General features: G+C 72.6%; 21 protein-coding genes and 1 tRNA gene. 4 read left to right on the top strand and 18 right to left on the bottom strand.

The window, feature by feature from the left end; genetic code table 11:
* Positions 1–137: 137 nt before the first annotated feature.
* Positions 138–1,034 carry a MarR family winged helix-turn-helix transcriptional regulator gene (locus ACZ5WK_RS05320; protein ID WP_405362509.1) on the bottom strand — a complete coding sequence of 299 codons (897 nt, stop codon included), beginning with the start codon at positions 1,032–1,034 and terminating at the stop codon, positions 138–140.
* A gap of 434 nt (positions 1,035–1,468) precedes the next feature.
* Here ACZ5WK_RS05320 and fabG point away from each other — a divergent pair, with 434 nt between their 5' ends.
* Complete coding sequence (gene fabG / locus ACZ5WK_RS05315; RefSeq protein WP_396320088.1) at positions 1,469–2,236, top strand: 3-oxoacyl-ACP reductase FabG; 768 nt, start codon at positions 1,469–1,471, stop codon at positions 2,234–2,236.
* A 306-nt stretch (positions 2,237–2,542) separates the two neighbouring features.
* Here fabG and ACZ5WK_RS05310 read toward each other — a convergent pair whose 3' ends face one another.
* On the bottom strand, positions 2,543–2,731 hold the full coding sequence (locus ACZ5WK_RS05310; RefSeq protein WP_396320087.1) for an I78 family peptidase inhibitor: 189 nt from the start codon (positions 2,729–2,731) through the stop codon (positions 2,543–2,545).
* Between the two features lie 101 nt (positions 2,732–2,832).
* Between ACZ5WK_RS05310 and ACZ5WK_RS05305 the strand changes: the two genes are divergently transcribed.
* A complete protein-coding gene (locus ACZ5WK_RS05305) occupies positions 2,833–3,105 on the top strand; it encodes a DUF6343 family protein (protein WP_396320086.1) in 273 nt (90 codons plus the stop codon).
* Positions 3,106–3,169: 64 nt separating this feature from the next.
* Here the strand turns inward: ACZ5WK_RS05305 and ACZ5WK_RS05300 are convergent, their stop codons facing one another.
* The 15 genes from ACZ5WK_RS05300 to ACZ5WK_RS05230 all read right to left on the bottom strand — a co-directional run bounded on the left by ACZ5WK_RS05300 (position 3,170) and on the right by ACZ5WK_RS05230 (position 20,890).
* Positions 3,170–4,612, bottom strand: a complete 1,443-nt coding sequence (locus ACZ5WK_RS05300) for an aspartate aminotransferase family protein (protein WP_465545117.1) — start codon at positions 4,610–4,612, stop codon at positions 3,170–3,172.
* Positions 4,602–6,512, bottom strand: a complete 1,911-nt coding sequence (gene dxs, locus ACZ5WK_RS05295; RefSeq protein WP_465545115.1) for a 1-deoxy-D-xylulose-5-phosphate synthase — start codon at positions 6,510–6,512, stop codon at positions 4,602–4,604. The genes ACZ5WK_RS05300 and dxs overlap by 11 nt, the downstream gene beginning before the upstream one ends.
* A gap of 91 nt (positions 6,513–6,603) precedes the next feature.
* Positions 6,604–7,629, bottom strand: a complete 1,026-nt coding sequence (gene hpnH / locus ACZ5WK_RS05290; RefSeq protein ID WP_396320083.1) for an adenosyl-hopene transferase HpnH — start codon at positions 7,627–7,629, stop codon at positions 6,604–6,606.
* Positions 7,630–7,631: 2 nt separating this feature from the next.
* Positions 7,632–8,324 (bottom strand): phosphorylase family protein, encoded by a 693-nt coding sequence (locus ACZ5WK_RS05285; protein ID WP_465545112.1) that lies wholly within the window; start codon positions 8,322–8,324, stop codon positions 7,632–7,634.
* Entirely contained in the window at positions 8,321–10,414 is a 2,094-nt protein-coding gene (gene shc / locus ACZ5WK_RS05280) for a squalene--hopene cyclase (protein ID WP_465545110.1), read from the bottom strand. The genes ACZ5WK_RS05285 and shc overlap by 4 nt, the downstream gene beginning before the upstream one ends.
* A 7-nt stretch (positions 10,415–10,421) precedes the next feature.
* A complete protein-coding gene (locus tag ACZ5WK_RS05275; protein ID WP_465545108.1) occupies positions 10,422–11,510 on the bottom strand; it encodes a polyprenyl synthetase family protein in 1,089 nt (362 codons plus the stop codon).
* Positions 11,511–11,635: 125 nt separating this feature from the next.
* Positions 11,636–13,069, bottom strand: a complete 1,434-nt coding sequence (gene hpnE, locus ACZ5WK_RS05270; protein ID WP_465545106.1) for a hydroxysqualene dehydroxylase HpnE — start codon at positions 13,067–13,069, stop codon at positions 11,636–11,638.
* Positions 13,070–13,211: 142 nt separating this feature from the next.
* Entirely contained in the window at positions 13,212–14,069 is an 858-nt protein-coding gene (hpnD, locus tag ACZ5WK_RS05265) for a presqualene diphosphate synthase HpnD (RefSeq protein WP_465545251.1), read from the bottom strand.
* A 41-nt stretch (positions 14,070–14,110) separates the two neighbouring features.
* Positions 14,111–15,064 carry a squalene synthase HpnC gene (gene hpnC / locus ACZ5WK_RS05260; protein ID WP_465545104.1) on the bottom strand — a complete coding sequence of 318 codons (954 nt, stop codon included), beginning with the start codon at positions 15,062–15,064 and terminating at the stop codon, positions 14,111–14,113.
* A 362-nt stretch (positions 15,065–15,426) separates the two neighbouring features.
* Complete coding sequence (locus tag ACZ5WK_RS05255; RefSeq protein ID WP_465545102.1) at positions 15,427–16,236, bottom strand: ABC transporter ATP-binding protein; 810 nt, start codon at positions 16,234–16,236, stop codon at positions 15,427–15,429.
* Complete coding sequence (locus ACZ5WK_RS05250; RefSeq protein ID WP_465545100.1) at positions 16,229–17,170, bottom strand: ABC transporter permease; 942 nt, start codon at positions 17,168–17,170, stop codon at positions 16,229–16,231. The genes ACZ5WK_RS05255 and ACZ5WK_RS05250 overlap by 8 nt, the downstream gene beginning before the upstream one ends.
* A 190-nt stretch (positions 17,171–17,360) precedes the next feature.
* Positions 17,361–18,206: a glycosyltransferase family 2 protein gene (locus tag ACZ5WK_RS05245; protein ID WP_465545249.1), complete on the bottom strand. Its 846-nt coding sequence runs from the start codon at positions 18,204–18,206 to the stop codon at positions 17,361–17,363.
* Positions 18,207–18,259: 53 nt separating this feature from the next.
* Positions 18,260–18,994 (bottom strand): CDP-alcohol phosphatidyltransferase family protein, encoded by a 735-nt coding sequence (locus ACZ5WK_RS05240; RefSeq protein ID WP_465545247.1) that lies wholly within the window; start codon positions 18,992–18,994, stop codon positions 18,260–18,262.
* Between the two features lie 91 nt (positions 18,995–19,085).
* Positions 19,086–20,147 carry an iron-containing alcohol dehydrogenase family protein gene (locus ACZ5WK_RS05235; RefSeq protein WP_396320074.1) on the bottom strand — a complete coding sequence of 354 codons (1,062 nt, stop codon included), beginning with the start codon at positions 20,145–20,147 and terminating at the stop codon, positions 19,086–19,088.
* A complete protein-coding gene (locus ACZ5WK_RS05230) occupies positions 20,135–20,890 on the bottom strand; it encodes a phosphocholine cytidylyltransferase family protein (protein WP_465545098.1) in 756 nt (251 codons plus the stop codon). Before ACZ5WK_RS05230 ends, ACZ5WK_RS05235 begins: the two co-directional genes overlap by 13 nt.
* A 474-nt stretch (positions 20,891–21,364) precedes the next feature.
* Here ACZ5WK_RS05230 and idi point away from each other — a divergent pair, with 474 nt between their 5' ends.
* Entirely contained in the window at positions 21,365–22,024 is a 660-nt protein-coding gene (gene idi / locus ACZ5WK_RS05225; RefSeq protein WP_465545096.1) for an isopentenyl-diphosphate Delta-isomerase, read from the top strand.
* A gap of 108 nt (positions 22,025–22,132) precedes the next feature.
* On the opposite strand, the gene ACZ5WK_RS05220 is transcribed toward idi, so the two are convergent.
* Positions 22,133–22,618, bottom strand: coding sequence for an ATP-binding protein (locus ACZ5WK_RS05220; RefSeq protein WP_465545245.1), 486 nt, complete (start codon positions 22,616–22,618; stop codon positions 22,133–22,135).
* Positions 22,619–22,954: 336 nt separating this feature from the next.
* Between ACZ5WK_RS05220 and ACZ5WK_RS05215 the strand changes: the two genes are divergently transcribed.
* Positions 22,955–23,039, top strand: a tRNA-Leu gene (locus ACZ5WK_RS05215).
* Positions 23,040–23,122 lie beyond the last annotated feature (83 nt).

Here is a 23,122-nt window from a genome sequence, read left to right as displayed (position 1 = left end):
GAGCCGAGGGGTCGTCAAGCACCGAGCGGCAGTCAGGCACCGAGGGCAGTCAAGCCTGAAGGCCGCCTTCCCCCTTCCGGGTCGGCGGCCTTCAGTGCGTTGGCGAATCGTTTTGGCGGGAGCTCGGAGCGCGAAGCCTAGAGCCGACCCGCCTTGGCGATCAGCGCGAGCGCGGGCTCGTGCTCGTGCTCGTCCAGCGGAGCCAGCAACAACCGCTGGACCTGGGCGACGCCCGCGGCCGAACGGTGCAGCAGGTCCTGACCCGCCGGCGAGAGCGACAGCAGGTTGCGCCGCCCGTCCGAGGGGTCGCGCCGGCGCTGGACCAGACCGCGCCGGACCAGCCGGCTGACCATCTCGGCCATCGTGGCCTTGTCCAGCGAGGCCAGCTCGCCGACCGTGCGCTGGTCGGCGCCCGGCTCCAGCTCGAGCGCGTCGAGCACCGCGTACTGCGGCGCCGTCAGCTCCGAACCGACGTGCTCCGACCAGAGCTTGGTGTGCACCTGCTGGCTCACCCTGATCAGGTAGCCGATCGCCCGCTGGGCGTCCAGCATCGGCCGCGCGTCGGTGAGGACGGCGACCGCAGCGGGCTCCAGCCTGGCTATCTTGGCCATCACGCGGACGATTTCCAGCTGCTCCTCGGCCGTGAGCGGCTCGAAGAGCGTGCGCTGCACACGGACCACACCGCCGGTGGCCTCGCGCACCGCCTGGGCGCCACTCTGCGAGAGAGCGAGCAGTTTGCGCCGGCCGTCGGCCGGGTCGCGGCGTCGCAGCACCAGGCCACGCCGGACCAGCCGGGCGACCATCTCGGCCATCGTGGCCTTGTCCAGCGAGGCGCGCTCGCCGACCGTCCGCTGGTCAGCACCCGGTTCGAGGGCGAGGACCAGCAGTACGGCGAACTGCGGAGCCGTGAGATCGGCTCCGACGTGTTCGGACCACAGACGGGTGTGAACCTGCTGTGCAACGCGGATGAGGTGACCGGGCGACTGCTGCAGTCGCGCGGACACGCGGGTCGTCGGGATCTCCCCCAGCACCATGTATCCGTCCCGATGTCACACCCGGTGTGTGTGGGACACCCGGGTGGGGCAGTAACGGCGAGTGGGCGTCCCGCTGTGAGGGAGGGCGCTCCAGCCGTGCAGCCGGTGGCTGCTGGCGGACACTATACAAACGGCGGGCCCTCGCTGGCAGGCGGGGGCGGATAGTAGACGCAGGTTCGGCAACATTGGCATATTTACGCGCCGTGCCGACCCGGCAGTAACCCGTTCGCAGGAGAAAGCCGACCGGCCGGTCCTTACCCTCGGTCACCTGCGACTTCCGCCCTGGCCGCGCACCTTACTCGCCGGTAGGGTATGGCCACCCGGCGGTCCGCCCCGGGACGAGCCCCCACCCGGCCGCCCGCGGGACCGCCGGACGAGGCTCCGAGCCAGACCGAGCCGGACCTCAGCGACATCCGAGAGAGACGAGAGCGAGCATGACCGAGCAGACCACCGCCCCCAGGGTCGCCGTCGTGACCGGCGCCGCACGCGGACTGGGCGCCGCCACCGCCGAGCGCCTGGCGGCCGACGGCTACGCCGTCGCCGTCCTCGACCTGGACGAGGCGGCCGGCAAGGACACCGTCGACCGGATCACCGCGGCCGGCGGGCGGGCCGTCGCGGTCGGCGCGGACGTCTCGGACGCCGCCCAGGTGCAGGCCGCGGTCGACCGGATCGCCGCCGAACTCGGCGCCCCGGTCGTCCTGGTCAACAACGCCGGCGTGCTGCGCGACAACCTGCTCTTCAAGATGTCCGAGTCCGACTGGGACACGGTCATGAACGTCCACCTGCGCGGCGCCTTCCTGATGACCCGTGCGATCCAGAAGCACATGGTGGACGCCGGCTTCGGCCGGATCGTCAACCTGTCCTCGTCCTCCGCCCAGGGCAACCGCGGCCAGGCCAACTACTCGGCGGCCAAGGCCGGCCTCCAGGGCTTCACCAAGACCCTGGCCATCGAGCTGGGCAAGTTCGGCATCACCGCCAACGCGGTCGCCCCCGGCTTCATCGCCACCGACATGACCGCCGCCACCGCCGCGCGGGTCGGCATGGACTTCGAGGACTTCAAGAACGCCGCCGCCACCCAGATCCCGGTCCAGCGGGTCGGCCTGCCCGAGGACGTCGCGCACACCATCTCGTTCCTGGCGAGCGAGGGCGCCGGCTTCGTCTCCGGCCAGGTCATCTACGTGGCCGGCGGCCCGCTCGACTGAGGCACCGAACCTACACAGGGTTACCACGGAGTGGGAACCGGCCCGGCCGGTCTCCCACTCCGTTCGCTTTGCCCGCCCTTGGGAAAAGATTCCCCAACACCGTACTGGCATTCGACGGGAGAATATCGGAAAACCGCCCCCGAGTGCGCGGATTGCAGCCGCATCGACGCATTGTCGGAGAATTCCGAATTCCCCGGAGAACGCCGCCGACCTGCTGGATTACGGCGACCGGCCCGCAAGCGCCGAGTGCATTGCCGGAGAGCCTGACCACCCGCCGCGAGCGCCCGCGCCAGGCCGCCACGGCCGCTACCCCTCCCAGCTCCGTTCCACGACCCCGTCGCGCACCGCGAGGTTGAGCCGCCCCTCCCGGTGGTCCATGGTCATCATCGCCCCCGGGAGCAGCACCCGGACCGACGCCCAGCCGTGCCGGCGGGCCAGTTCCTCGGCCCGCTCCACCCGCAGCCCCGCGTAGCCCTCCGCGTCCGTCTCCGTCATGACCCCTCCCCGTCTCGTGCCCCGGACGTACGCTGGAATCGTAGACCGGAAGGCCGCGTGAACCGCGGCGGAAGCCGGACTTCAGGAGGAGGTGACCGGGCATGCGCGCCACCACCCCGCGCCGGTGGCGGAGCGGCACCGAGCCCGCCACCGCCCGCAGCGATCTCAAGCTGCGCTATCTGCTCGCCCTGACCTTCACACCGCTGTTCGCCCTCACCACCGTGGCCTTCGCGGTCTGGGCCGCGAACGCCCCCGTCGTCGGTGCCCCCAGCCGGGGGACCCTCACCGGCTTCGCGGTGGCCTGCGGGATCCTCACCGTGTTCGCCGTCGTCGATCTCGTCGTCGTCATCCGGCGCCGCCGGACCGAGCTCTGACGCGGTATCTCCCACGGAGTGGGAAGCCGACCGGGCCGGCCTCCCACTCCGCCGCCGTTGCGGCTCAGCGGTTGCCGACCGCCTGCTTCACCAGCGTCCGCCCGAAGTCCCACATCAGGCCGCTCCCCCGGTGCGCGTCGTCCATCACGTCGGTGAAGGCGTCGACGAACCGGTCGACGTCCCGCTCGGTGATGATCAGCGGCGGGATCAGCTTGATCACCTCCAGGTGGTCGCCGGAAACCTGGGTGAGAATCCGGTGCCGCTGGAGCAGCGGGACGACCACCATCTGGGCGAACAGGCCCTTCCGCGCCGCCTGGAGCGCCGCCCAGCCGGTCCGCAGCTTGAGCGACTTCGGGCGGCCGAACTCGATGCCGATCATCAGCCCGCGCCCGCGGACCTCGGCCAGCAGCTCGTACTTGCCGACCAGCGCGGCCAGCCGGTCCCGGAAGAGGTCACCGACCCGGCGGGCGTTCTCCACCACCTTCTCGTCCCGCATCACCTCCAGGGTCGCCAGTCCGGCCGCCATCGCCTGGGCGTTGGAGCCGAAGCTGGCCGAGTGCACCAGCACCCGGTCCATCGAGGAGTACACCTTCTCGAAGATCCAGCTCTTGCCGAGCGTCGCCCCGACCGGCACGTAGCCGCCGGAGAGCGCCTTGGCCGCGCAGACCAGGTCGGGCAGCACGCCCTCCTCGTGCTGGTAGGCGAAGAACTCGCCGGTCCGGCCGATCCCGGTCTGCACCTCGTCGCAGATCAGCAGCGCCTTGTGCTCGTGCAGCAGCTCCTGCGCGGCGCGCAGCCAGCCGGGCGGCGGCGCCTGCACGCCCTTGCCCTGGATCGGCTCCACGATCAGCGCCGCGACATCCCCCTTCTTCAACTCCTTGGCCAGCGCCACGAGATCGCCGAGCGGGATGGCGGTGTCCGGCAGCAGCGGGTCGAAGCCCTTGCGGAAGCCGCTCTCGCCGTTGACCGAGAGCGAGCCGGTGGTCAGCCCGTGGAACGCGTGGTCCGCGTAGAGGATCCGGCGGCGACCGGTGGCGTAGCGGGCGAACTTGAGGGCCGTCTCGACCGCCTCGGTACCGCTGTTGCCGAAGAAGACCCGGTCCAGCCCGGGCGTGTAGGAGAGCAGCCGCTCGGCGAGCAGGCCGGGCAGCGGCGAGCAGTCGAAGCGGACGAGGTCGGGCAGGTCGAGGTCCATCACCTGCTGGACGGCCGACCGCACCACCGGGTGGTGGCGCCCCAGCGCGAAGATGCCGAAGCCGGCCAGCATGTCGAGGTACTCGTTGCCCTCGGCGTCATAGAAGTACGGGCCCCGGGCCCGCTCGTAGTACTTGTCGAAGCCGATGGTGTGCAGCATCCGCGGCAGCTGCGGGTTGAGGTAGCGGCTGTGCAACTCGTAGCGCTCCGCGCCGCGTTCGGCGATCAGGGCGGCCAGGTCGAAGTGGGCCCCGGAACGAGCCCCGGTGCCGGCTTCGGTACGTGCTTCGGGTGCGTCGGGGTCAGCCGGCATGGCGCTGGTTCGCTCCTCGGGTCGGTAGCAGGTTCTTGGCGAAGGCGGCGGTCTGGGCGGCGACCCCGGTGCCGGTCAGGCCGGTCTCCTCCAGGATCTCGCCGCGGGCGGCGTGCCCGAGGAACTCCTGCGGCAGGCCGAGCACCCGGAGCGGGACGTCCACCTCGGCGTCCCGCAGCGCCTGGGCGATCGCGGCGCCGACGCCGCCGGTCCGGCCGTTGTCCTCGACCGTGACGACCAGCCGGTGTGCGGCGGCCAGCACGGGCAGCGCCGGGTCGACCGGCTTGACCCAGCGCGGGTCGACGACGGTCGCGGTGAACCCCTCGGCGAGCAGCAGCCGGGCCGCGTCCAGCCCGGCGGCCGCGGTGGTGCCGACGGCGACCAGCAGGATCTCCGGCAGCTCCCCGGTCCGCAGCAGCACGTCCACGCCGCCGATCCGTTCGACGGCGGGGACGGCCGGCCCGATGTCGGCCTTCGGGAAGCGGACCACGGTCGGCGCGTCCGCCACGTCCACCGCCTCGCGCAGCTGCGCGCGCAGCTGGTCGGCGTCGCGCGGTGCGGCCAGCCGCAGGCCGGGGACGACCTGGAGGATCGACATGTCCCACATGCCGTTGTGCGAGGCACCGTCCGGCCCGGTCACCCCGGAGCGGTCCAGCACGAAGGTGACGCCGAGCCGGTGCAGGGCGACGTCCATCAGCACCTGGTCGAAGGCCCGGTTGAGGAAGGTGGCGTACACGGCGACCACCGGGTGCAGCCCGCCGGTGGCCAGCCCGGCGGCGCTGGTGACGGCGTGCTGCTCGGCGATCCCGACGTCGAAGATCCGCTCGGGGTACGCCTTGGCGAACTTGGCCAGGCCCACCGGCTGGAGCATCGCGGCGGTGATCGCGACGACGTCCGGCCGCTCCGCGCCGAGCGCGAGCATCTCGTCGCCGAAGACGGACGTCCAGGAGACCCCGCCGCTGGGCGAGATCGGCAGGCAGGTGTACGGGTCGATCGGGCCCACGGCGTGGAACCGGTCCGCCTCGTCCTGCTCGGCTGGCTGGTAGCCGCGGCCCTTGACGGTCAGGCAGTGCACGATCACCGGCCCGCCGAAGCCGCGCGCCTGGCGCAGTGCCTGCTCCACGGCAGCGAGGTCGTGACCGTCGATCGGCCCGAGGTACTTGAGCCCGAGGTCCTCGAACATGCCCTGTGGGGCGAAGGCGTCCTTGAACCCCTTCTTGGCGCCGTGCAGCGCGTCGAAGATCGGTTGCCCGACCAGCGGGGTGCGCTGGAGCGCGCCCTTGCCGAGGGCGAGGAAGCGCTCGTACCCCTGGGTGGTGCGCAATGTGGCGAGGTGGTTGGCGAGGCCGCCGATGGTCCTGGCGTAGGAGCGCTCGTTGTCGTTGACGACGATGACCAACGGCCGGTCCCGCGCCTCGGCGATGTTGTTGAGCGCCTCCCAGGCGAGCCCGCCGGTGAGCGCGCCGTCGCCGATCACCGCGACGGTCTGCCGGTCGGGCTGGCCGAGCAGCTGGGCCGCCTTGGCGAGCCCGTCGGCGTACGAGAGGGCGGTGGAGGCGTGCGAGTTCTCGACGAGGTCGTGTTCGGACTCGGCACGCGAGGGATAACCGGAGAGCCCGCCCTTGCTGCGGAGTCCGGAGAAGTCCTGGCGGCCGGTGAGCAGTTTGTGGACGTAGCTCTGGTGGCCGGTGTCCCAGACGATCCGGTCGTAGGGCGAGTCGAAGACCCGGTGCAGGGCGATGGTCAGCTCCACCACGCCGAGGTTCGGGCCGAGATGGCCGCCGGTCCTGGTGACGGCGTCGATCAGGAAGTCGCGGATCTCGTCGGCGAGGAGCGGGAGGTCGGCGGCCGGGATCTTCCTCAGGTCGGCCGGGGACTTGACGCTGGAGAGCAGTGACATGTGTTCACCTCAGGACTCGGAGCTGTGTGGCGGCCCCCCTGGGCGGGGTCGTCCGGCACGGGAGGCTGCTCCCGTGCCGGACGGGGTGCGGTCAGTGACCGCGGTTGGCGCCGATGGTCTCGGTGACGGCGCGCAGCGACTCCTTGAGCGAGCCCATGGTGGCGAGGACGGCGGTCGGCTCGTAGCCGCAGTGCGCCATGCAGTTGGCGCAGCGGGCGTCCTTGCCGCGGCCGTACTTCGACCAGTCGGTCTTCTCGATCAGTTCGCGGTAGGTGGGCACGTACCCGTCGGCCATCAAGTAGCAGGGGCGCTGCCAGCCGAAGAGCGAGTAGTTGGGGATGCCCCAGGCGGTGCACTCGAAGTCGACCTTGCCCTCCAGGAAGTCCAGGAAGAGCGGGCTGTGGTTGAGCCGCCAGCGCCGCCGGTTGCCGCCGGCGAAGGTCTTGCGGAAGAGCTCCCTGGTCTGCTCGACGCCGAGGAAGTGCTCCTGGTCGGGGGCCTTCTCGTAGGCGAACGCCGGGGAGATCATCATCTCGTCGACCTTGAGGTCGTCGTTGAGGTAGTCGAGCACGTCGATGATGGTCTGCGGGGTGTCGGTGTTGAAGAAGGTGCTGTTGGTGGTGACCCGGAAGCCCCGCCGCTTGGCCTCCTTGATCGCCTCGACGGCCTCGTCGAAGGTGCCCTCCTTGGCCACCGAGGCGTCGTGCCGCTCGCGCAGCCCGTCGATGTGCACGGTGAAGGTGAAGTACGGCGAGGGCTTGAACTTGTCCAGCTTCTTGCGCAGCAGCAGCGCGTTGGTGCAGAGGAAGACGTACTTGCGGCGCTCGACCAGCTGGCGCACGATCTCGTCGATCTGCGGGTGCATCAGCGGCTCGCCGCCGGCGATCGAGACCATCGGGGCACCCGACTCCAGCACCGCGCCGACCGCCTGGGCCACCGGCATCCGCTGCTTCAGCACGCCCGCCGGGTGCTGGATCTTGCCGCACCCCTCACAGGCCAGGTTGCAGGCGAAGAGCGGTTCCAGTTCGACGATCAGCGGAAACTTCTCCCGCCGCTTGAGCTTCTGCTGCATGAGGTAGGTGCCGACTCGCACGGTCTGGCGCAGCGGCATGGCCATGGCTAGCTCGCCTCCTGAGGGAGCGTCGAGGATGTGGGGTGGTTGCTGGTGCCGGGCGCCGGGCGAGGCCGGACCGGCTGGTTCGTTTCGTGCCAGTCGACCAGGGCGGGCACGGTGGCCCGCAGCGTCCGCCAGGCCCGGACGCCGGCCGGCAGGGTGCCCGGGCGCAGCAGTTCGTGCTCGGGGGTGTCGACCACCACCCGCAGCACGGCCGCGGGCAGGGCCGGACGGAGCTCCTGGAGGGCGGCGAGGACGGCGGCGGCCTCCATGTCGACGGCGAGCGCGCCCTGCAGGTGCAGGGCGCGCCGCTCCAGGCCGCGCACCACGTGGTCGGCGGTGTGGTGCACGCCGGTGTGGGCCGTCAGGCCGAGCACCTTGAGGGCCCGGGTGAGTTCCGGGCCGGAGTCGACGGCGAAGAGGTTCCCCTCGGCATCGCGCACCCCGTTCGCGACGATGACGTCACCGGGCGCCATTCCCGGTGCGACGGCCGCGCCGAAGCCGGCCACCACGACGGCGCCGTAGGCGCCGGGGGCCGAGGTGAGCAGCCGTCGGACGGCGTGCGAGGCCCGCCGGCGGCCCACGCCGGTGCGTACCAGCACCGGTGGCCCCCCGGCCGCGCCGTGCCAGTCCCCTCGGCGCAGGGCCCAGACCTCGGGGCCGAGCGCGCAGAGCACCAGCAGGGGAGCACGGTTCACCGGGACGCCCCGATCGCCGGGGTGCCGGTCGTGTCCCGGCCGGTGGCGGGGCTTCCGTGCAGGTACCGGCCGAGCGCGGTGACCGGGAAGACCAGCCGGTACAGGTGGTAGTTGATGGAGAAGTCCCACGGGAAGCCCGTCCCCGTGAACTGCGGCTCGTCCCAGGTGCCCTCGGGCAGCTGGGTGCGGACCAGCCAGTCGACGCCGCCCTCGACCGCCGGGTTGGCCCGGCCGTCCGGGCCCTCGCCGGCCGCGAGCAGCGCCATCAGCGCCCAGGCGGTCTGCGAGGCGGTGGAGTCACCGCGCCCGGCCCAGCGGGCCGGGTCCTCGTAGGAGCGCATGTCCTCGCCCCAGCCGCCGTCGGTGTTCTGCCGGTCCTCCAGCCAGCGGACGGCGCGGCGGATCGCCGGGTGCTCGTCCGGGACGCCGGCGGCGACCAGGGCGGGCAGCACCGAGCCGGTGCCGTAGATGTAGTTGGTGCCCCAGCGGCCGAACCAGGATCCGTCGGCCTCCTGGTTGCGCAGCAGCCACTCCACGCCCCGGCGGGTGCGCGGGTCCTTGCCCTTGCCGACCTCGGCGAGCATCTCCACCACATGGGCGGTGACGTCGGCGGACGGCGGGTCGACCACCTCGCCGAAGTCGCAGAACGGCAGCTTGTTCGGCAGGGTGCTGGTGTTGTCGACGTCGAACGCGCCCCAGGCGCCGTTCTTGGACTGCATGCCGAGGTTCCAGCCGACGCCCCGGTCGACGGCTCCGGTCACCTTGGCGGGGTCGGGGTGGGCGACCCGGCGCAGCGCGAGCACCACCTCGGCGGTGTCGTCGATGTCGGGGTAGGTGTCGTTCTCGAACTCGAAGGCCCAGCCGCCGGGGGCCAGCGTGGGCCGCTGGACGGACCAGTCGCCGCGCCGGGTGATCTCCTCGGCGAGCATCCAGTCGACGGCGGAGACCAGCGCGGGGTGGTCGGCCGGCACGCCGGCGTCGGCGAGGGCGATGGTGGCCAGGCAGGTGTCCCAGACCGGGGACTGGCAGGCCTCCAGCCAGCGGCGGCCGTCCTCGGTGTGCACGGTGAAGCGGTCGAAGGAGGAGAGCCCGGCCTGCATGACCGGGTGGTCGAGCTCGTAGCCCTCCAGGTGCAGGGCGATCAGCGAGTAGACCGCGGGCGGCTGGATGCCGCCCCAGCAGCCGTCCGCCTCCTGCCGTTCGACGATCCAGCGGCAGGCCTGGGAGAGGGCGAGCCGGCGCAGCGGGCGCAGCGCCCGGTGGTGGTAGGCGTGCAGCACCTTGTCCAGGCGTTCGAACAGGCCGTCCCAGGTGGTGGCGGGGGCGAGCGGGCGCTCGGGGAAGGGGTGCTCGGGGTCGGTGTGCAGCTCGGTGAGCGGGAAGGGCGCGGGGCGGACCGGGCGGTGGGCCGAGACGATGGTCAGCGGCACGATGGTCTGCCGGGCCCAGCAGCCGAAGGCGTAGATGTTCAGCGGGAGCCACTTGGGCACGAAGATGATCTCGGGCGGCATCTCCGGCAGCCGCTCCCAGGGCCACCAGCCGAAGAGGGCGAGCCAGATCCGGGTGAAGACCCGGGCGGCCGCGATGCCGCCGGCGGACCGCACGTAGCGGGCGGCGGCGAGCATGTGGGGGGCGTTCGGGTCGTCGCCGGCCAGCTTGAGGGCGACGTACGCCTCGACGGTGGTGGAGAGCTCGGCCGGTCCGCCGTGGAAGGTGGACCAGGTGCCGTCCTCCCGCTGCTGGGAGCGGATCCACTCGGCGGTGGCCTTGGTCTGGTCCTCCGTCCGGATCCCGAGGAACTGTCGGAGCAGTAAGTCCTCGGCGTCCATGGTGACGTTGGTTTCGAGGTCGCCCTTCCACCAGCCTTCGGAGCTCTGCAGTGAGAGCAGGTGGGTGGTGGCGCGGGCCAGCGCCTCCTCGGCCGAGGCCGGCCCGTGTTGCTGCTGGTCGGGGCGGTCGGCCGGTCCGGCCGGCTCGGCCCCCGCGGGCTGCCACCGCCCGGCGCTCAGCAGCGCCGGGGGGCGGTCGCCCACCGCGACCGGCTCGGAATCGTACTCAGGGTCGAGCCGGCCGTCCGCGGTTGCTGTCAACGTAACGTCACCTCTCTCGTACCACCACGAATTCGGCGAGCGCGACGAAGTGCTCGCGCACCGCGTCGGGCATGGGCACCTCGTCCAGGGCGGCGAGGGCAGTCGTGTGCTGGCGGCGGGCCTCCTCCTGGGTCCAGGCGCGGCCGCCGGCCTCCTCGATCAGGGCGGCGCGGGCGGCCAGCTCGGGCTCGCTCTCCTCGCCGCGGCCCTTCGGGTCGGCGAGCTCTCCGGCGAGCCGGCGGGAGGCGGCGCCGCCCTCGGCGAGGGCGGCGGCGACCGGCAGGGACTTCTTGCGCTGGCGCAGGTCGCCCCAGTGCGGCTTGCCGGTGACCTCGGTGGCGCCCCAGATGCCGAGCAGGTCGTCCACGGCCTGGAAGGCCAGGCCCAGGTGGTGGCCGTAGCGCTGGAGGGCGTCCGAGACGCGGTCGTCGGCGCCGGCCAGGACGGCGCCGATGGCGGAGGCGGCGGCGAGCAGGGCGGCGGTCTTGCCGCCCTCCATCTCCAGGCATTCGGCGACGGTGACGCTGTCGCGCTGCTCGAAGGCGACGTCCATGGCCTGGCCGTCGATGAGCCCGCGGGTGGCGGTGGTGAGCAGCCGGACGGCGCGTGCGGCGTCGGTGGCGCTCGCCCCGCCGGTCAGGCCGGCGTCGAGCAGCACCTCCGTACCGAGTGTCGCCAGGGCGTCGCCGACCAGGATCGCCTGGGCCGGACCGAAGACCGTCCAGGCGGTGGCCCGGTGCCGTCTGGTCTCGTCACCGTCCATCAGATCATCATGGAGCAGGGAGAAGTTGTGCACCAGTTCAACAGCCACCCCGCCGGGCACTCCGGCCTCGGCCGGGGCGCCGACGGCCTGGGCGGAGAGCAGCGCCAGGGCCGGGCGGACGGCTTTGCCGCCGTCCCCCGCGGACGGTGTGCCGTCCCGGTCGATCCAGCCGAAGTGGTAGGCCGCGACGGTGTCCATCGGTGCGGCCAGACGGGCGACGGCGGCCTTCAGCGGTGGGGTGCAGAGCGTGCGGCTGCGGGCGAGCAGCTCCGGCACCGAGACCGGTTCGGCGTGCGCCGTGCCTCCGACGGCAGTGCCGGTGCGTGACTCCACGTGCGTTCCCTCTCCCTGGTGGTGCCGGGCCGCACGGGACGGCCGGGCGCTGGCGATGTCGATGAGACCGGTACGGGCGGCGGGGCCGGCGGCTCTCGCGGGGTCACCGGCGGCGGGGCCCTGCGTCACCTGGGCCACCTCCCGTCGGCGCGGTCCACCGGAAGGCGGGTGCCGGCGCCGGCGAGCGCGGCGTCGGCCGCGGCGTGGCCGCTGCGGACGGCACCTTCCATGGTCGCGGGCCAGCCGGTGGCCGTCCACGCGCCGGCCAGCAGCAGGCCGGGGACCTTCGTCCGGGCGGACGGGCGCAGGGCAGCGGTGCCCGGGGCCGGGTCGAAGGTGGCGGTGCGCTCCCTGGTGACGAAGAAGTCCAGCACCTCGGCCCCGCCGGCGGCGGGGAGCAGCCGGGCCAGCTCCGGCAGGTAGCGGCGGCGCAGCTCGGCGACGGGCAGGTCGATCTCGTCCTGCACGGCGGACTGCGAGAGCGCCAGGTACTGGGCGCCGGGGTGGGCCCGGCCCGCTTCGGTGCCGGCCAGGCCGGAGTGCGCGGTGCGGTCGAACACCCACTGCACCGGGGAGCCGAGCGCGGCGAAGAAGGGACGGCGCAGCACCTTGCGGTCGTAGATCACGTGGACGTTGAGGATCGGCGCGGTGCCGAAGCCGGCGAGCCGCTGCTGCCCGTCGACGGCGTCCGGCGGCAGCAGGGCGGCCGCGGTGTCCTGGGCACCGGCCAGCACCACGGTGTCGGCGGTGAGCAGCTCGCCGCCCTCCAGCCGGACGGCGTGCTGCGGGGCGGCGGGCTTGAGCTCGGCCGCGCGGGCGCGCAGCAGCACCTTCACGCCGGCCCGCTCCAGCTCGGCGAGTGCCCGGTCGTGGTGGATCGCGCCGAGCGGGACGGCGGCCATGCCGATGTCGGAGGCGCCCGGGTCGGAGAGCAGACCGGTCTTGAAGACCATCGCGGCCAGGGCCAGGGACACCTGGTCGGCCCGGGCGTTCAGGGTGGCGACACCGACCAGGTCCCAGAGCGCGGCGATGGTCCGCGCGTTCTGCCCGTTGCCGCGCAGCCAGTCGCCGAAGGAGACGGCGTCCAGCGCGGGATCGGCGAGGTCGAGGCCCTGGAGGGCCAGCGCGCCGCGGACCACCCGGGCCCGGTCGGCCGGGCCCAGGTGCGGGTAGCGGGCCAGGCTGCCGGCCAGGTGCAGCGGGACGGGCAGGCCGGCCCGGCGGAGCCGGCCCAGCGTGCGCGACGGCGCCCCGGCGGGCCCGGAGACACCGAGCACCGGGACGTCGAGCCGGTCCTGGAGGTGGACCAGCCGGGCCGCGCCGAGCCGCTCGATCAGGCCGCGGTAGGCGGTGCAGCAGCGCAGGTAGACGTGCTGGCCGTTGTCGACGGTCAGCTCGCCGCGCTGGAACGAGAAGGCCAGCCCGCCCAGCCTGGGTCGCCCCTCGACCAGGGTGACCCGGTGGTCCGCCTCGGCCAGCCGCAGGGCGGCGGTGATGCCCGCCAGGCCGCCGCCGACCACGACAGCGGCCGGGCGCGCGACATCGGCTCGCCCGGTCATCGGCCCTCCCCCTCGTGTCCTGCGCCCGGCCCTGTCCCGCCCGGAGCGCTCGTGGTCGACTTCGTGCCCGTCACGGTGGACAACACAGGACCACCCAGCAGTGATTCCCCGCTGACACAGCGTGACAGAACTGCGGTGAGAATCAAGAACGCCCCCCGGCGAGCCCGGAAAGCGCGACGTACGCCTTCTCCCAGCCCGGAAGCGAGACCCGGCCGCGCAGGACGGACTCCGGGTCGGCGGCGATCCGGCCGAGCAGCCGGTGGTAGATGCCGGCCATCGCCGCGGTGCAGGCCCGGCTTCGGCGGTCGAGCATCGGCAGCAGCCGCAGGCCCTCCTCGAAGGCGGCCTGGGCCCGGGCGGCCTCGAACGCCACCAGGCCGGTGAAGTCCGCGCCGACCGGCGGCTCGGGCAGCGCGAAGCCCTGCTCGCAGCCGAACCGGACGAGGTCCTCGGAGGGCAGGTAGGTGCGGCCGTTCAGAGCGTCCTCGCGCAGGTCGCGCAGGATGTTGGTGAGCTGCAGGGCCAGGCCCAGGGTGTCGGCGTAATGCGCGCCGCGCTCCGGGTCGTCGCAGCCGTACACGCCGAGCGAGAGCCGGCCGATCGCGCCCGCGACGCAGCGGCAGTAGACCTGCAGCTCCTCGTACGTCTGGTACTCGGCGCCCTTGAGGTCCATCTCGACGCCGTCGATGAGCTCGTCGAAGCCGCCGAGCGGGATCGGGAAGCGCCGGGCGGCGTCCGCCAGGGCGATCTTGATCGGGTCGGTGTCGTCCTCGGCGACCGCGCCGGCGCGGACCTCGTCCAGCAGCTCGCGGGTGCGCAGGAGCGCCTCGGCCTTGCGGTCGGCGGGGAGGTCCCCGTCGCCGATGTCGTCGACCCGGCGGGCCAGGGCGTACAGGGCCGACATGGCCAGCCGCTTCGGCTCCGGCAGCAGGCGGATGCCGTAGCTGAAGTTGCGGGCCTGCAGTCCGGTGACTGCCTCGCAGTACCGGTACGCCGCCATGACCTGCGCCGACGCCAGTGGTGATGCCGCCACTCGGGCGTTCACCTTCCCTTCGCGAAGATGGCCGCCGCCTTCGCTGCGAGGCGGCGCTTGTCGGGCTTCGCCTGCTGGGCGAGCACGTCGTACCCGGCGTCCTCGATGGCTGCCAGGGCCGCGTACCCGCCGGCGGTGAATCCCGCCAGGAGCAGTCGAAGCCTCCCCCGAACCGTACCTACCAATGGCGCGCCGCGGTCGAGCAGGGTGCGGGCCCGGGCGACCTCGAAGGCGACCAGCTCACGGACGGCGCCGCTCGCGGTCGGGGCGGCGAGCTCCTCCTCGGTGACGCCGAAGCGGGCCAGGTCCTCGGCCGGGAGGTAGATCCGGCCGCGGGCGAGGTCCTCGGCGACGTCCTGGAGGTGTTCGACCACCTGGAGGGCGCTGCAGACGGCGTCGGACAGCTCGATCCGCTCCGGGGTGGAGACGCCGGCGATCGCGAGCACCAGGCGGCCCACCGGGTCGGCGGAGAGCGTGCAGTAGCCGAGCAGGTCCTGGTAAGTGGCGTAGCGGGCAGTGGTCTGGTCCACCCGGTTGGCCTCGATCAGCCGGCGGAACGGCTCCGGGGTCAGCCCGTGCCGGTCCACCAGCGGGACGAGGGCGCGCAGCAGCGGGTGGCGGGGGCCCTCGGCGGCCCCGGGGTGCAGCGCCGCCTCGAACACCCGGTCGAGGTCCTGCTCCAGCCCGTCGAGCAGCGCAAGGCGGAACGCCACCTCCGCAGGACCGGGCGGGCCGCTCTGGGCCGAAGGGGTGACCGGGGTCGTCGCCGGAGCCCCGCCGGGGGGCCGCTCGGCGATCCCGAGCAGGCGGGCGGCGCCGGCCGGGTCGGCCAGGTCGCCGTCGCCGGCGTCGTCCACCAGGCGGGCGAAGCCGTAGACCGCCATCAGGTCGTCGCGCCAGGCGGCGGGCAGGAAGAACGGGGCGACCGGGAAGTTCTCCGCGCTCGCCTTGTCCAGCGTCACCCCCGCTGAACGGTCCGCTGGCTCACTACTGGGCTGGGCCGAAGCCGACACTGCTGTCACTCCCCCGTTCTACACCGCTCCGTACGACCGGCCCGAGTCGGACACGCGTCCGATACCGGGAGTCCCGTCCGACACACCACCCCCGTGACTTACAGCCTGACACCACCGACCTCGCCGGGAAAGACCGCCCCACCCGGCGCGCGGGCCGCTCACCCGCGCAGCGGCGGGCCACCCGGGGTACCCCCGGGGCGCGCGAGGGGCGCGCGGCCGGCCGGGCGTGCGGGCACGGGGGCGCACGCACGACGGAGGGCCGGCGGCCGGGCTGACCCGGTCACCGGCCCTCCGTTCGGGCCAGGCAGGCGTTACGGGCGCTCGCCGCGCTCGTAGCGGCCCACGACCTCCTCGGTCGGGCCGTCCATCACCAGCTCGCCGGCCTCGATCCAGATGGTCCGCTCGCAGACCTCGCGGATCGAGTTGTTGTCGTGGCTGACCAGGAAGACGGTACCGGCGGACCCGCGCAGCTCGTCGATCCGCTTCTTGCTGCGCTGCTGGAACGCCTGGTCGCCGGTGGCCAGCGCCTCGTCGATCAGCAGCACGTCGTGGGTCTTGGCAGCCGCGATGGAGAACCGCAGGCGGGCACCCATGCCGGAGGAGTAGGTGCGCATCGGCAGCGAGATGAAGTCGCCCTTGTCGTTGATGCCCGAGAACTCGACGATGTCGTCGTAGCGCTCCCGCACCTGGGCGGGCGTCATCCCCATCGCCAGGCAGCCGAGCACCACGTTGCGCTCGCCGGTCAGCTCGTTCATCAGCGCCGCGTTGACGCCCAGCAGCGAGGGCTGGCCGTTGGTGTAGATGCCGCCCTTCTCGGTCGGCAGCAGGCCGGCGATGGCGGCCAGCATGGTCGACTTGCCGGAGCCGTTGGAGCCGATCAGGCCGATCGCCTCGCCCTTGTAGGCGGTGAAGCTGATCCCGCGCACGGCGTGCACCTCGCGCACGCCCGCGGAGCGCTTGCGGCTGATGATGCGGCTGATGGCGGAGGTGGCGCTGCCCTTGCCGGAGCCCGCGCCGTGCACCCGGTAGACGATGTGCACGTCGTCGACGACGACGGTGGGCTCGCGGGCCACCTCGGTGTCCTGCACGGTCTGGCCCTTTCCCAGGTCGGTGTCAGCCACGGCCGTACTCCTCCTCGGCCTTCCAGAAGAAGACGTATCCGATCACGAACATCCCGACCGCCCAGCCGATGCCGTACACCCACTGGTGCGGCGGGAACTGCTGGTGCTGCAGCTGGTGCTTGTTGTAGATGACCGGCGCGAAGGCGTGCCGGACCAGGTCCATGTAGACCGAGGCCGGGTTGAGCTGCATCACCTTCTGCCAGAACGGCGGCCAGGTGCTGATCTTGTCCTGGATGCTGAACATCACGCCGGAGAGGAACATCCAGGCGCGCATCGCGAACGGGATCAGCTGGGAGATGTCGCTGGTCTTGGCGCCGATCCGCGCCATGACCAGGGCCACACCGGTGTTGAACATCGACTGCAGGAGCAGCGCCGGGACCACCGCCAGCCAGGTCCGGCCCGGCGCGATCCCGCTCGCCAGCACGACGCCGACCAGCACCACCATCGAGATCAGCAGCTGCTGGAGCTGGATCACCGTGAAGGCGATCGGCAGCGAGGCCCGGGGGAAGTGCAGCGCGCGGATCAGCCCGAGGTTGTCGGAGATCGCCCGGGTGCCGGACTGCACCGCGTTCTGGGTGAACTGGAAGACGAAGACGCCGATGCAGAGCCAGGCGGTGTACGTGCCGGTCGGGAAGTTGTCCTTGCTCTGCAGGATCACGCCGAAGACCAGGTAGAACACCGCGCAGTTGAGCAGCGGGGTCACGACCTGCCAGAGCTGGCCGAGCTTGGCGTCGGTGTACTGGGCCACCAGGCGGGCGGTGGCGAACGCCCAGATGAAGTGCCGCCGGGCCCAGAGCTGCTTGGTGTAGGCGACGAGGCCGGGCCGTCTGCCGCTCACCGCCAGACGGTACTTGTCCGCAAGCTGCTTGGGGGTCAGGCCCGCGTCTGCCCCCCTCGGGGCCGAGAGGCTGACGGGTTCACTCACTGTCGACACATTCGTCCTTCGCGCGGGATCGTCGGGGCGGGCCGGTCGGCGGGGGGTCCGCCGGCCTTGCGCCGAGGGGGATCCACTCGGATCACGGGGGAGTCCGGCCGGTGTGTGGCCACCGGCCGCTGCGATCGGACGACCGTACGACGTCTGAACCGTACGGTTCAAATCACCGCACAGCCGCCCAACCATACGATCAGATGACCGGTGGCCGGCCCAGCCTGGTCAGTTGCCAAACGGTACGCCATCGCATGGGCCGCCGCGTACCGCAGGGTTCGCGCCAGCCTGCCCGGAACCCGCCCCACCAGGCCTTCAGCGCCTCCGGGGAGGGGCGGCGGGCCACGGTGAGCAGGAACCAGGTTCCCAGGTAGAGAGGCACGAACAGGGCCGGAAGGTTCCGTCGGGCGAGCCACACCCTGTTGCGGGCCACGTTGTGGAAGTACGAGGCGTGCCTGGCCGGCGAGGTGGTCGGGTGGTGCAGGACCACGTCCGCCCGGTAGTCGATGGCCCAGCCGGCGTCCAGCGCGCGCCAGGCGAGGTCGGTCTCCTCGTGCGCGTAGAAGAACTCGGCGGGCAGCTGGCCGGCCTGCTCGAACACCGCGCAGCGCACGGCGCTGGCGCCGCCCAGGAAGGTGGTCACCCGGGAGGAGCGCAGCGGGTCGCTGGCGCGCAGCCGGGGCACGTGCCGGCGCTGGGTGACACCGGTGTCCGGGTCGGCGATCCGGAAGCTGACGATGCCGAGCTCCGGGTCGGCGGTGAAGGCCTCGCGCAGCAGCCGGGCGGAGTCGGTGCCCGGCAGCCGGCCGTCGTCGTCCAGGAAGAGGACGGCGTCGACGTCCCGGCCGTTCTTGCCGAACAGCTCGATGCCGACGTTGCGGCCGCCCGGGATGCCGAGGTTCTCCGGCAGCTCGACGGCGCGCACGTCCGCCGGGAGCGGCGGCAGCGCGGCGCCGTTGGCGACCACGGCCAGCTCGACGGCGGGGCCCTCCTGGGCGCGGACCGACTCGATCAGGGCGTTCAGCTCGTCCGGGCGGTTGCCCATCGTGATGATGACCGCGCCGAGCCGGAAGGTGTCGGTGGTCGTGCCCACGGCGCTCACCGCAGCCTGCTGGAGAGGACGATGCTCAGCAGGTGCAGCACGGTCTGCAGCATGGCGATCGCGGCCAGCACGACCACCGCGAGGCGGGTGAAGAACAGCCCGCCGTGCACCGCGTCGGCGACGCCGGCGGCGAGGATGAACAGCGAGGCCTCGACCGCGCCGACCAGCCGGTGGAACTTCAGCAGGGACGCCGCCCGGCGGGCCTTGGCGATGCCGGCCGAGCGCGGCACCGAGGCGCTGTCCTCGACCGCCGTCATGCCGCTGCGGGCGCGGGCCACGTCGACCAGGTCGGTCTCGGACTTGATCAGGATGGCGCCGAGCGCGGCCAGCGTGCCGAGGAAGGCCCACTCCCAGTGGGAGCCGCCGCCGCGGTGGAGCAGGTCGGTGGCGCGCAGCCCGAGGCCGGTCAGCAGGGCCGCCTCGGACATGTAGTGGCCGACCCGGTCCAGGTAGACGCCGGTGAGCGAGGTCTGCCGGCGCCAGCGGGCCACCTCGCCGTCCACGCAGTCCAGCAGCAGGTAGACCTGGATGAGCAGGGCGCCGAGGACCGCGCCGGCGAGGCCGGGGACGACCAGGGCGACACCGGCCAGGACGCCGGTGAACATCATCAGGTAGGTCAGGCCGTTGGGCGTGATCGCCGTCACGGTGGAGAGCACGCGGGTGATCCGCAGCGAGATCTTCCGCATGTAGAGGCGGCCGGCCCAGTGCTCGGCGCTGCGGCGCTGGAGCATGCCCTCCGGGTGGATCACCGCGCGCAGTTCCTCGATCGAGGGGCGGCGGGTCAGGTCCACCGGGGCCGGGGAGGAGCCCTTCGTGGAAGGGTCAGCTGTTGACGGCTTGGACATAGTCGGCGTACGCGTCCCTGATTGCGGAAGGGGAGAGGTCGAGGTGTTCAAGGATGGTGAAGCGGCCCGGGCGGGTGTTCGGAGCGTAGTGCACCGCTTCGGTGAACTCCGCCTCGGTGAAGCCGATCTGAGCTGCGGTCACCGGCAGTCCGTGGCGCGCCAGGCGCTCCACGATCAGGCCGGTCAGCTCGCGCTCGCCCCGCAGGAAGCTGGCGAAGGCGGCCCCGAGGCCGACCTGCTCGCCGTGCTGGGCGGACCGCTTGGGATACAGCACGTCCAGGGCATGCGAGATCTCGTGGCAGGCGCCCGAGGAGGGCCGGGTGCTGCCCGCGATGTTCATCGCGATGCCGGACAGTACCAGGGCTTCCGCGAGCGCCGTGAGGAGGTCCTGATCCTGAAGGTTTCCTGGGTGCCGCAGCAGGTTCTCGCCCGCCGAACGGGCCATCGCGACGGCCAGTCCGTCCACCGGCTCGCCCGTCTCGGCGTGCGAGAGCTCCCAGTCGGCGCAGGCCGAGATGTTGGAGATGACGTCGCCGATGCCGGCCGCCACGAACCGCGGCGGGGCCTGCCGGATCACGTCCAGGTCGACCACGATGCCGATCGGGCTGGGCACCCCGTAGGAGCCCCGGCCGGCGTCGTTGTCGAGGGTGGAGACGGGTGAGCAGATGCCGTCGTGGGCGAGGTTGGTCGCGACCGCGACCAGCGGCAGGCCGACCCGGGCGGCGGCGTACTTGGCGGCGTCGATGATCTTGCCGCCGCCGAGGCCGACGATGGCGTCGTAGTGCCCTCCGCGCATCGCCTCGGCCAGCCGGACCGCGCTGTCCAGGCTGCCGTCGTCCACGTTGTACCAGTCGGCACCGGGCAGGGCCGGCTCCAGCCGCTCGCGCAGCACCGCCCCCGAGCCGTTGCTGATCGCCACCGCGATCCGGCCCGAGGCGGAGAGCCGCTGGTCGGCGAGTATGCCGCCGAGCGCGTCCAGCGCGCCCGAGCGGATCTCGACGAAGACCGGCGACGGCACCAGCCGGGTCAGTACTGGCACGCGATCTCCCGCGCCTTCGCCAGGTCCTCGTGGTTGTCGACCTCGACCCAGGAGACCTCGCCGATCGGCTGTACGTCGATCCGCAGGCCGCGCTCGACCATCTCCTGGTAGCCGTCCTCGTAGTACAGCTGCGGGTCGCGCTCGTAGGTGGCGCGCAGCGCGTCGGTGAGGTCGGCGGCGGCGGCGGGGTTGATCACGGTGACGCCGATGTACTCGCCGGTGGCCTCGGCCGGGTCCATCAGCTTGGTGATGCGCCGCATGCCGGCGGCCGGGTCGACGACGACCTTCATCTCCTCGTCGGCGAGCTTCTTCACCGTGTCGAGGGCGAGCAGGACGCCGGGCTCACGGCCCTCGGCGGCCAGCCGGGCGTTGCCCTCCAGCATGGTGCGCTGGACCGAGGCGGGGTGGACGGTGTCGCCGTTGGCGAGCAGCAGGCCCTCGGCGAAGAGCTCGCGGGCGCACCAGAGGGAGTAGGCGTTGTTCCACTCCTCGGCCTTGTCGTTCTCGACCAGGGTGAGCTTGACGCCGTACTTCTGCTCCAGCGCCGCCTTGCGGTCGTACACCGCCTCCTTGCGGTAGCCGACGACGATCGCCGCCTCGCGCAGGCCGACCTCGGCGAAGTTGCCGAGGGTGAGGTCCAGGACGGTCCGCTCCCCGTCGACCGGCACCAGCGCCTTCGGCAGGGTGTCGGTGTACGGGCGCAGCCGGCGGCCGGCGCCGGCTGCCAGAACGAGGCCGATCATGCGGGGGTCTCCTGATCCGTCGTGCTGTGCTGATCCGTCGGGCCGTGCCAGTCCGTCGGGCCGTGCCGCCCCGTGGGCGGTGCGCTGCCGCGGGCCGTCGGGTGGCACGCCGATGCCGGTGAGAATGCGGGCACCGTGTCGTATGTGATGGTAGGCGACCGCGGCGACCGGCCCGAACGCGGCCGGGGGCGGCGTCCGGGCCCAGGGGGGGCGGTGAGCACGGCGGTCGGGGGCGGCCGTGAAGGAGGGGTGGCGCCGAAGTGTCGGTTCTCCGTACGTATGCCGCCGGATCGAACGCGCGCCGAACGAATCCCGAACGGATCTGCTAATCCGGCGCCCATTCCGACACCAGGAATGTGCCGGGATCGGTCATGATCCGCCCGGTTGTGTGTGGGACCCCTGCGGACCGCCACCCGTACGGCAGACTGGGGCACGACGCCACCGGTGCTCCCATTTGCCCCCGAAAGAGGCCTCATGCCCCAGAGTCTGCCGACCAACCCGACGCACTTCACCTCCGAGATCGACACCGGTCTCGACGTGGAGACCGACGTGACGGCCGACGTGACGTCCACCCCCGAGGCCGGGGCGTCCGAGGGGACCGGGATCCTGCTGGAGCTCGTCGACGACGAGGGCGTCACGATCGGCACCGCCGAGAAGCTCTGGGCCCACCAGCAGCCGGGCCGGCTGCACCGGGCGTTCTCGGTGTTCCTCTTCGACCGGCAGGGCCGGCTGCTGCTCCAGCGCCGCGCCCTGGGCAAGTACCACTCCCCCGGCGTCTGGTCGAACACCTGCTGCGGCCACCCGTACCCGGACGAGCCGCCGTTCGTGGCCGCCGCCCGGCGCACCGCGGAGGAGCTGGGCGTCGCGCCGGCGCTGCTCTGCGAGGCCGGCACCGTCCGGTACGACCTGCCGGACGAGGCCTCCGGCCTGATCGAGCGGGAGTGGAACCACCTGTTCGTCGGCCTGGTCACCGCGCCGGTGCAGCCGGCCCCGGAGGAGGTCGACGACGTCGCCTTCGTCACCGCGCAGGAGCTGCGGGAGCTGCAGGCCGAGCGGCCGTTCTCGGTCTGGTTCCAGACGGTCTTCGAGGCGGCGCTGCCCGGCATCCGCGAGATCGCCGGCCGGGACTGGTAGCCGGAGCGGGGGCCGGGACCGGGAGTGGGAGCCGGGGCCGGCCGCCGGGACGGGCGGGACCGGCAGCCGGCCGTCTCCTCTCCCCGGCGTCACTCCACGTCCTGCGCGTTACTCCGTGTCCTTGCGGGGGATGGGCAGTGAGGCCCAGATGACCTTGCCGCCCTCCCCCGTCCGCTCCACGTCGCAGACCCCGCCGGCCTGCAGCGTCACGCTCTTCACCAGCAGCAGCCCGCGCCCGCCGGTCCGCCAGGTGTCCGTCTCCAGCGCCTTCGGCCGGTACGGGTCGCCGTCCTCGACCGACACCCGCACCCAGCCGCCGCGGACCGCCAGCTCGGTGGTCACCTCCGGGGACAGCTCGGCGGCGTGCGTCACGGCATTGCTCACCAGCTCGGAGACGATCAGCAGCACGTCGTCCACCAGCTCCTGGTAGCGCACCCCGGCCATGCCCTGGGCGAGCAGCCGGTCCCGCACCGCGTGCCGGGTCCGGGGCACCGAGGCCTCCGCGGCCGGTACCGCGAACCGCCACACCCCCTCGGCCGGCCCGGCCGCCACCCGTCTCGGCTCGGCCTCTGCCGCCCCGCTGATCTGCTCCAGCTCCACGTCCAGCCGCCCTTCGTCCGCGACCCCGGGAATCAGGCGTTCCGCTCATGGCGCCCTCGGTCCACAGAGGCTAGGAGAGCCGCCCCCGGCTCCGTGGCACCGTCGACAACTTGGCCGTGTCGGATCACCCGCGACCGGTTCCGACCGTCAGCCGGTCGCAACCCGACCGCTTCTCGCCCTTGAACCACCGATTCGCTCACCTTCGCGATCCATCCCTGCCACCCCGGCGATCCCCGCCGGGGAAACGCAGGTGAGAAGCACTCCGGAAGCCTGGTAATGTTCTCTCTGTCGCCGAGGGGGCGAGAGAAAAGCCCCCGAAGCACACACCCCGTCCGGGTGGCGGAATGGCAGACGCGCTAGCTTGAGGTGCTAGTGCCCTTTATCGGGCGTGGGGGTTCAAGTCCCCCCTCGGACACCGCGATTCCCCGTGGGAACTCGAAAGAGTTCCCACGGGGAATTTCTCTTTTCCGGCCGCCCGGGCCTCCCCGGCCCCGTCGG

The organism is Kitasatospora sp. NPDC032757 (genome assembly GCF_055579305.1).
This window is presented reverse-complemented; position numbering and strand designations above follow the sequence as displayed.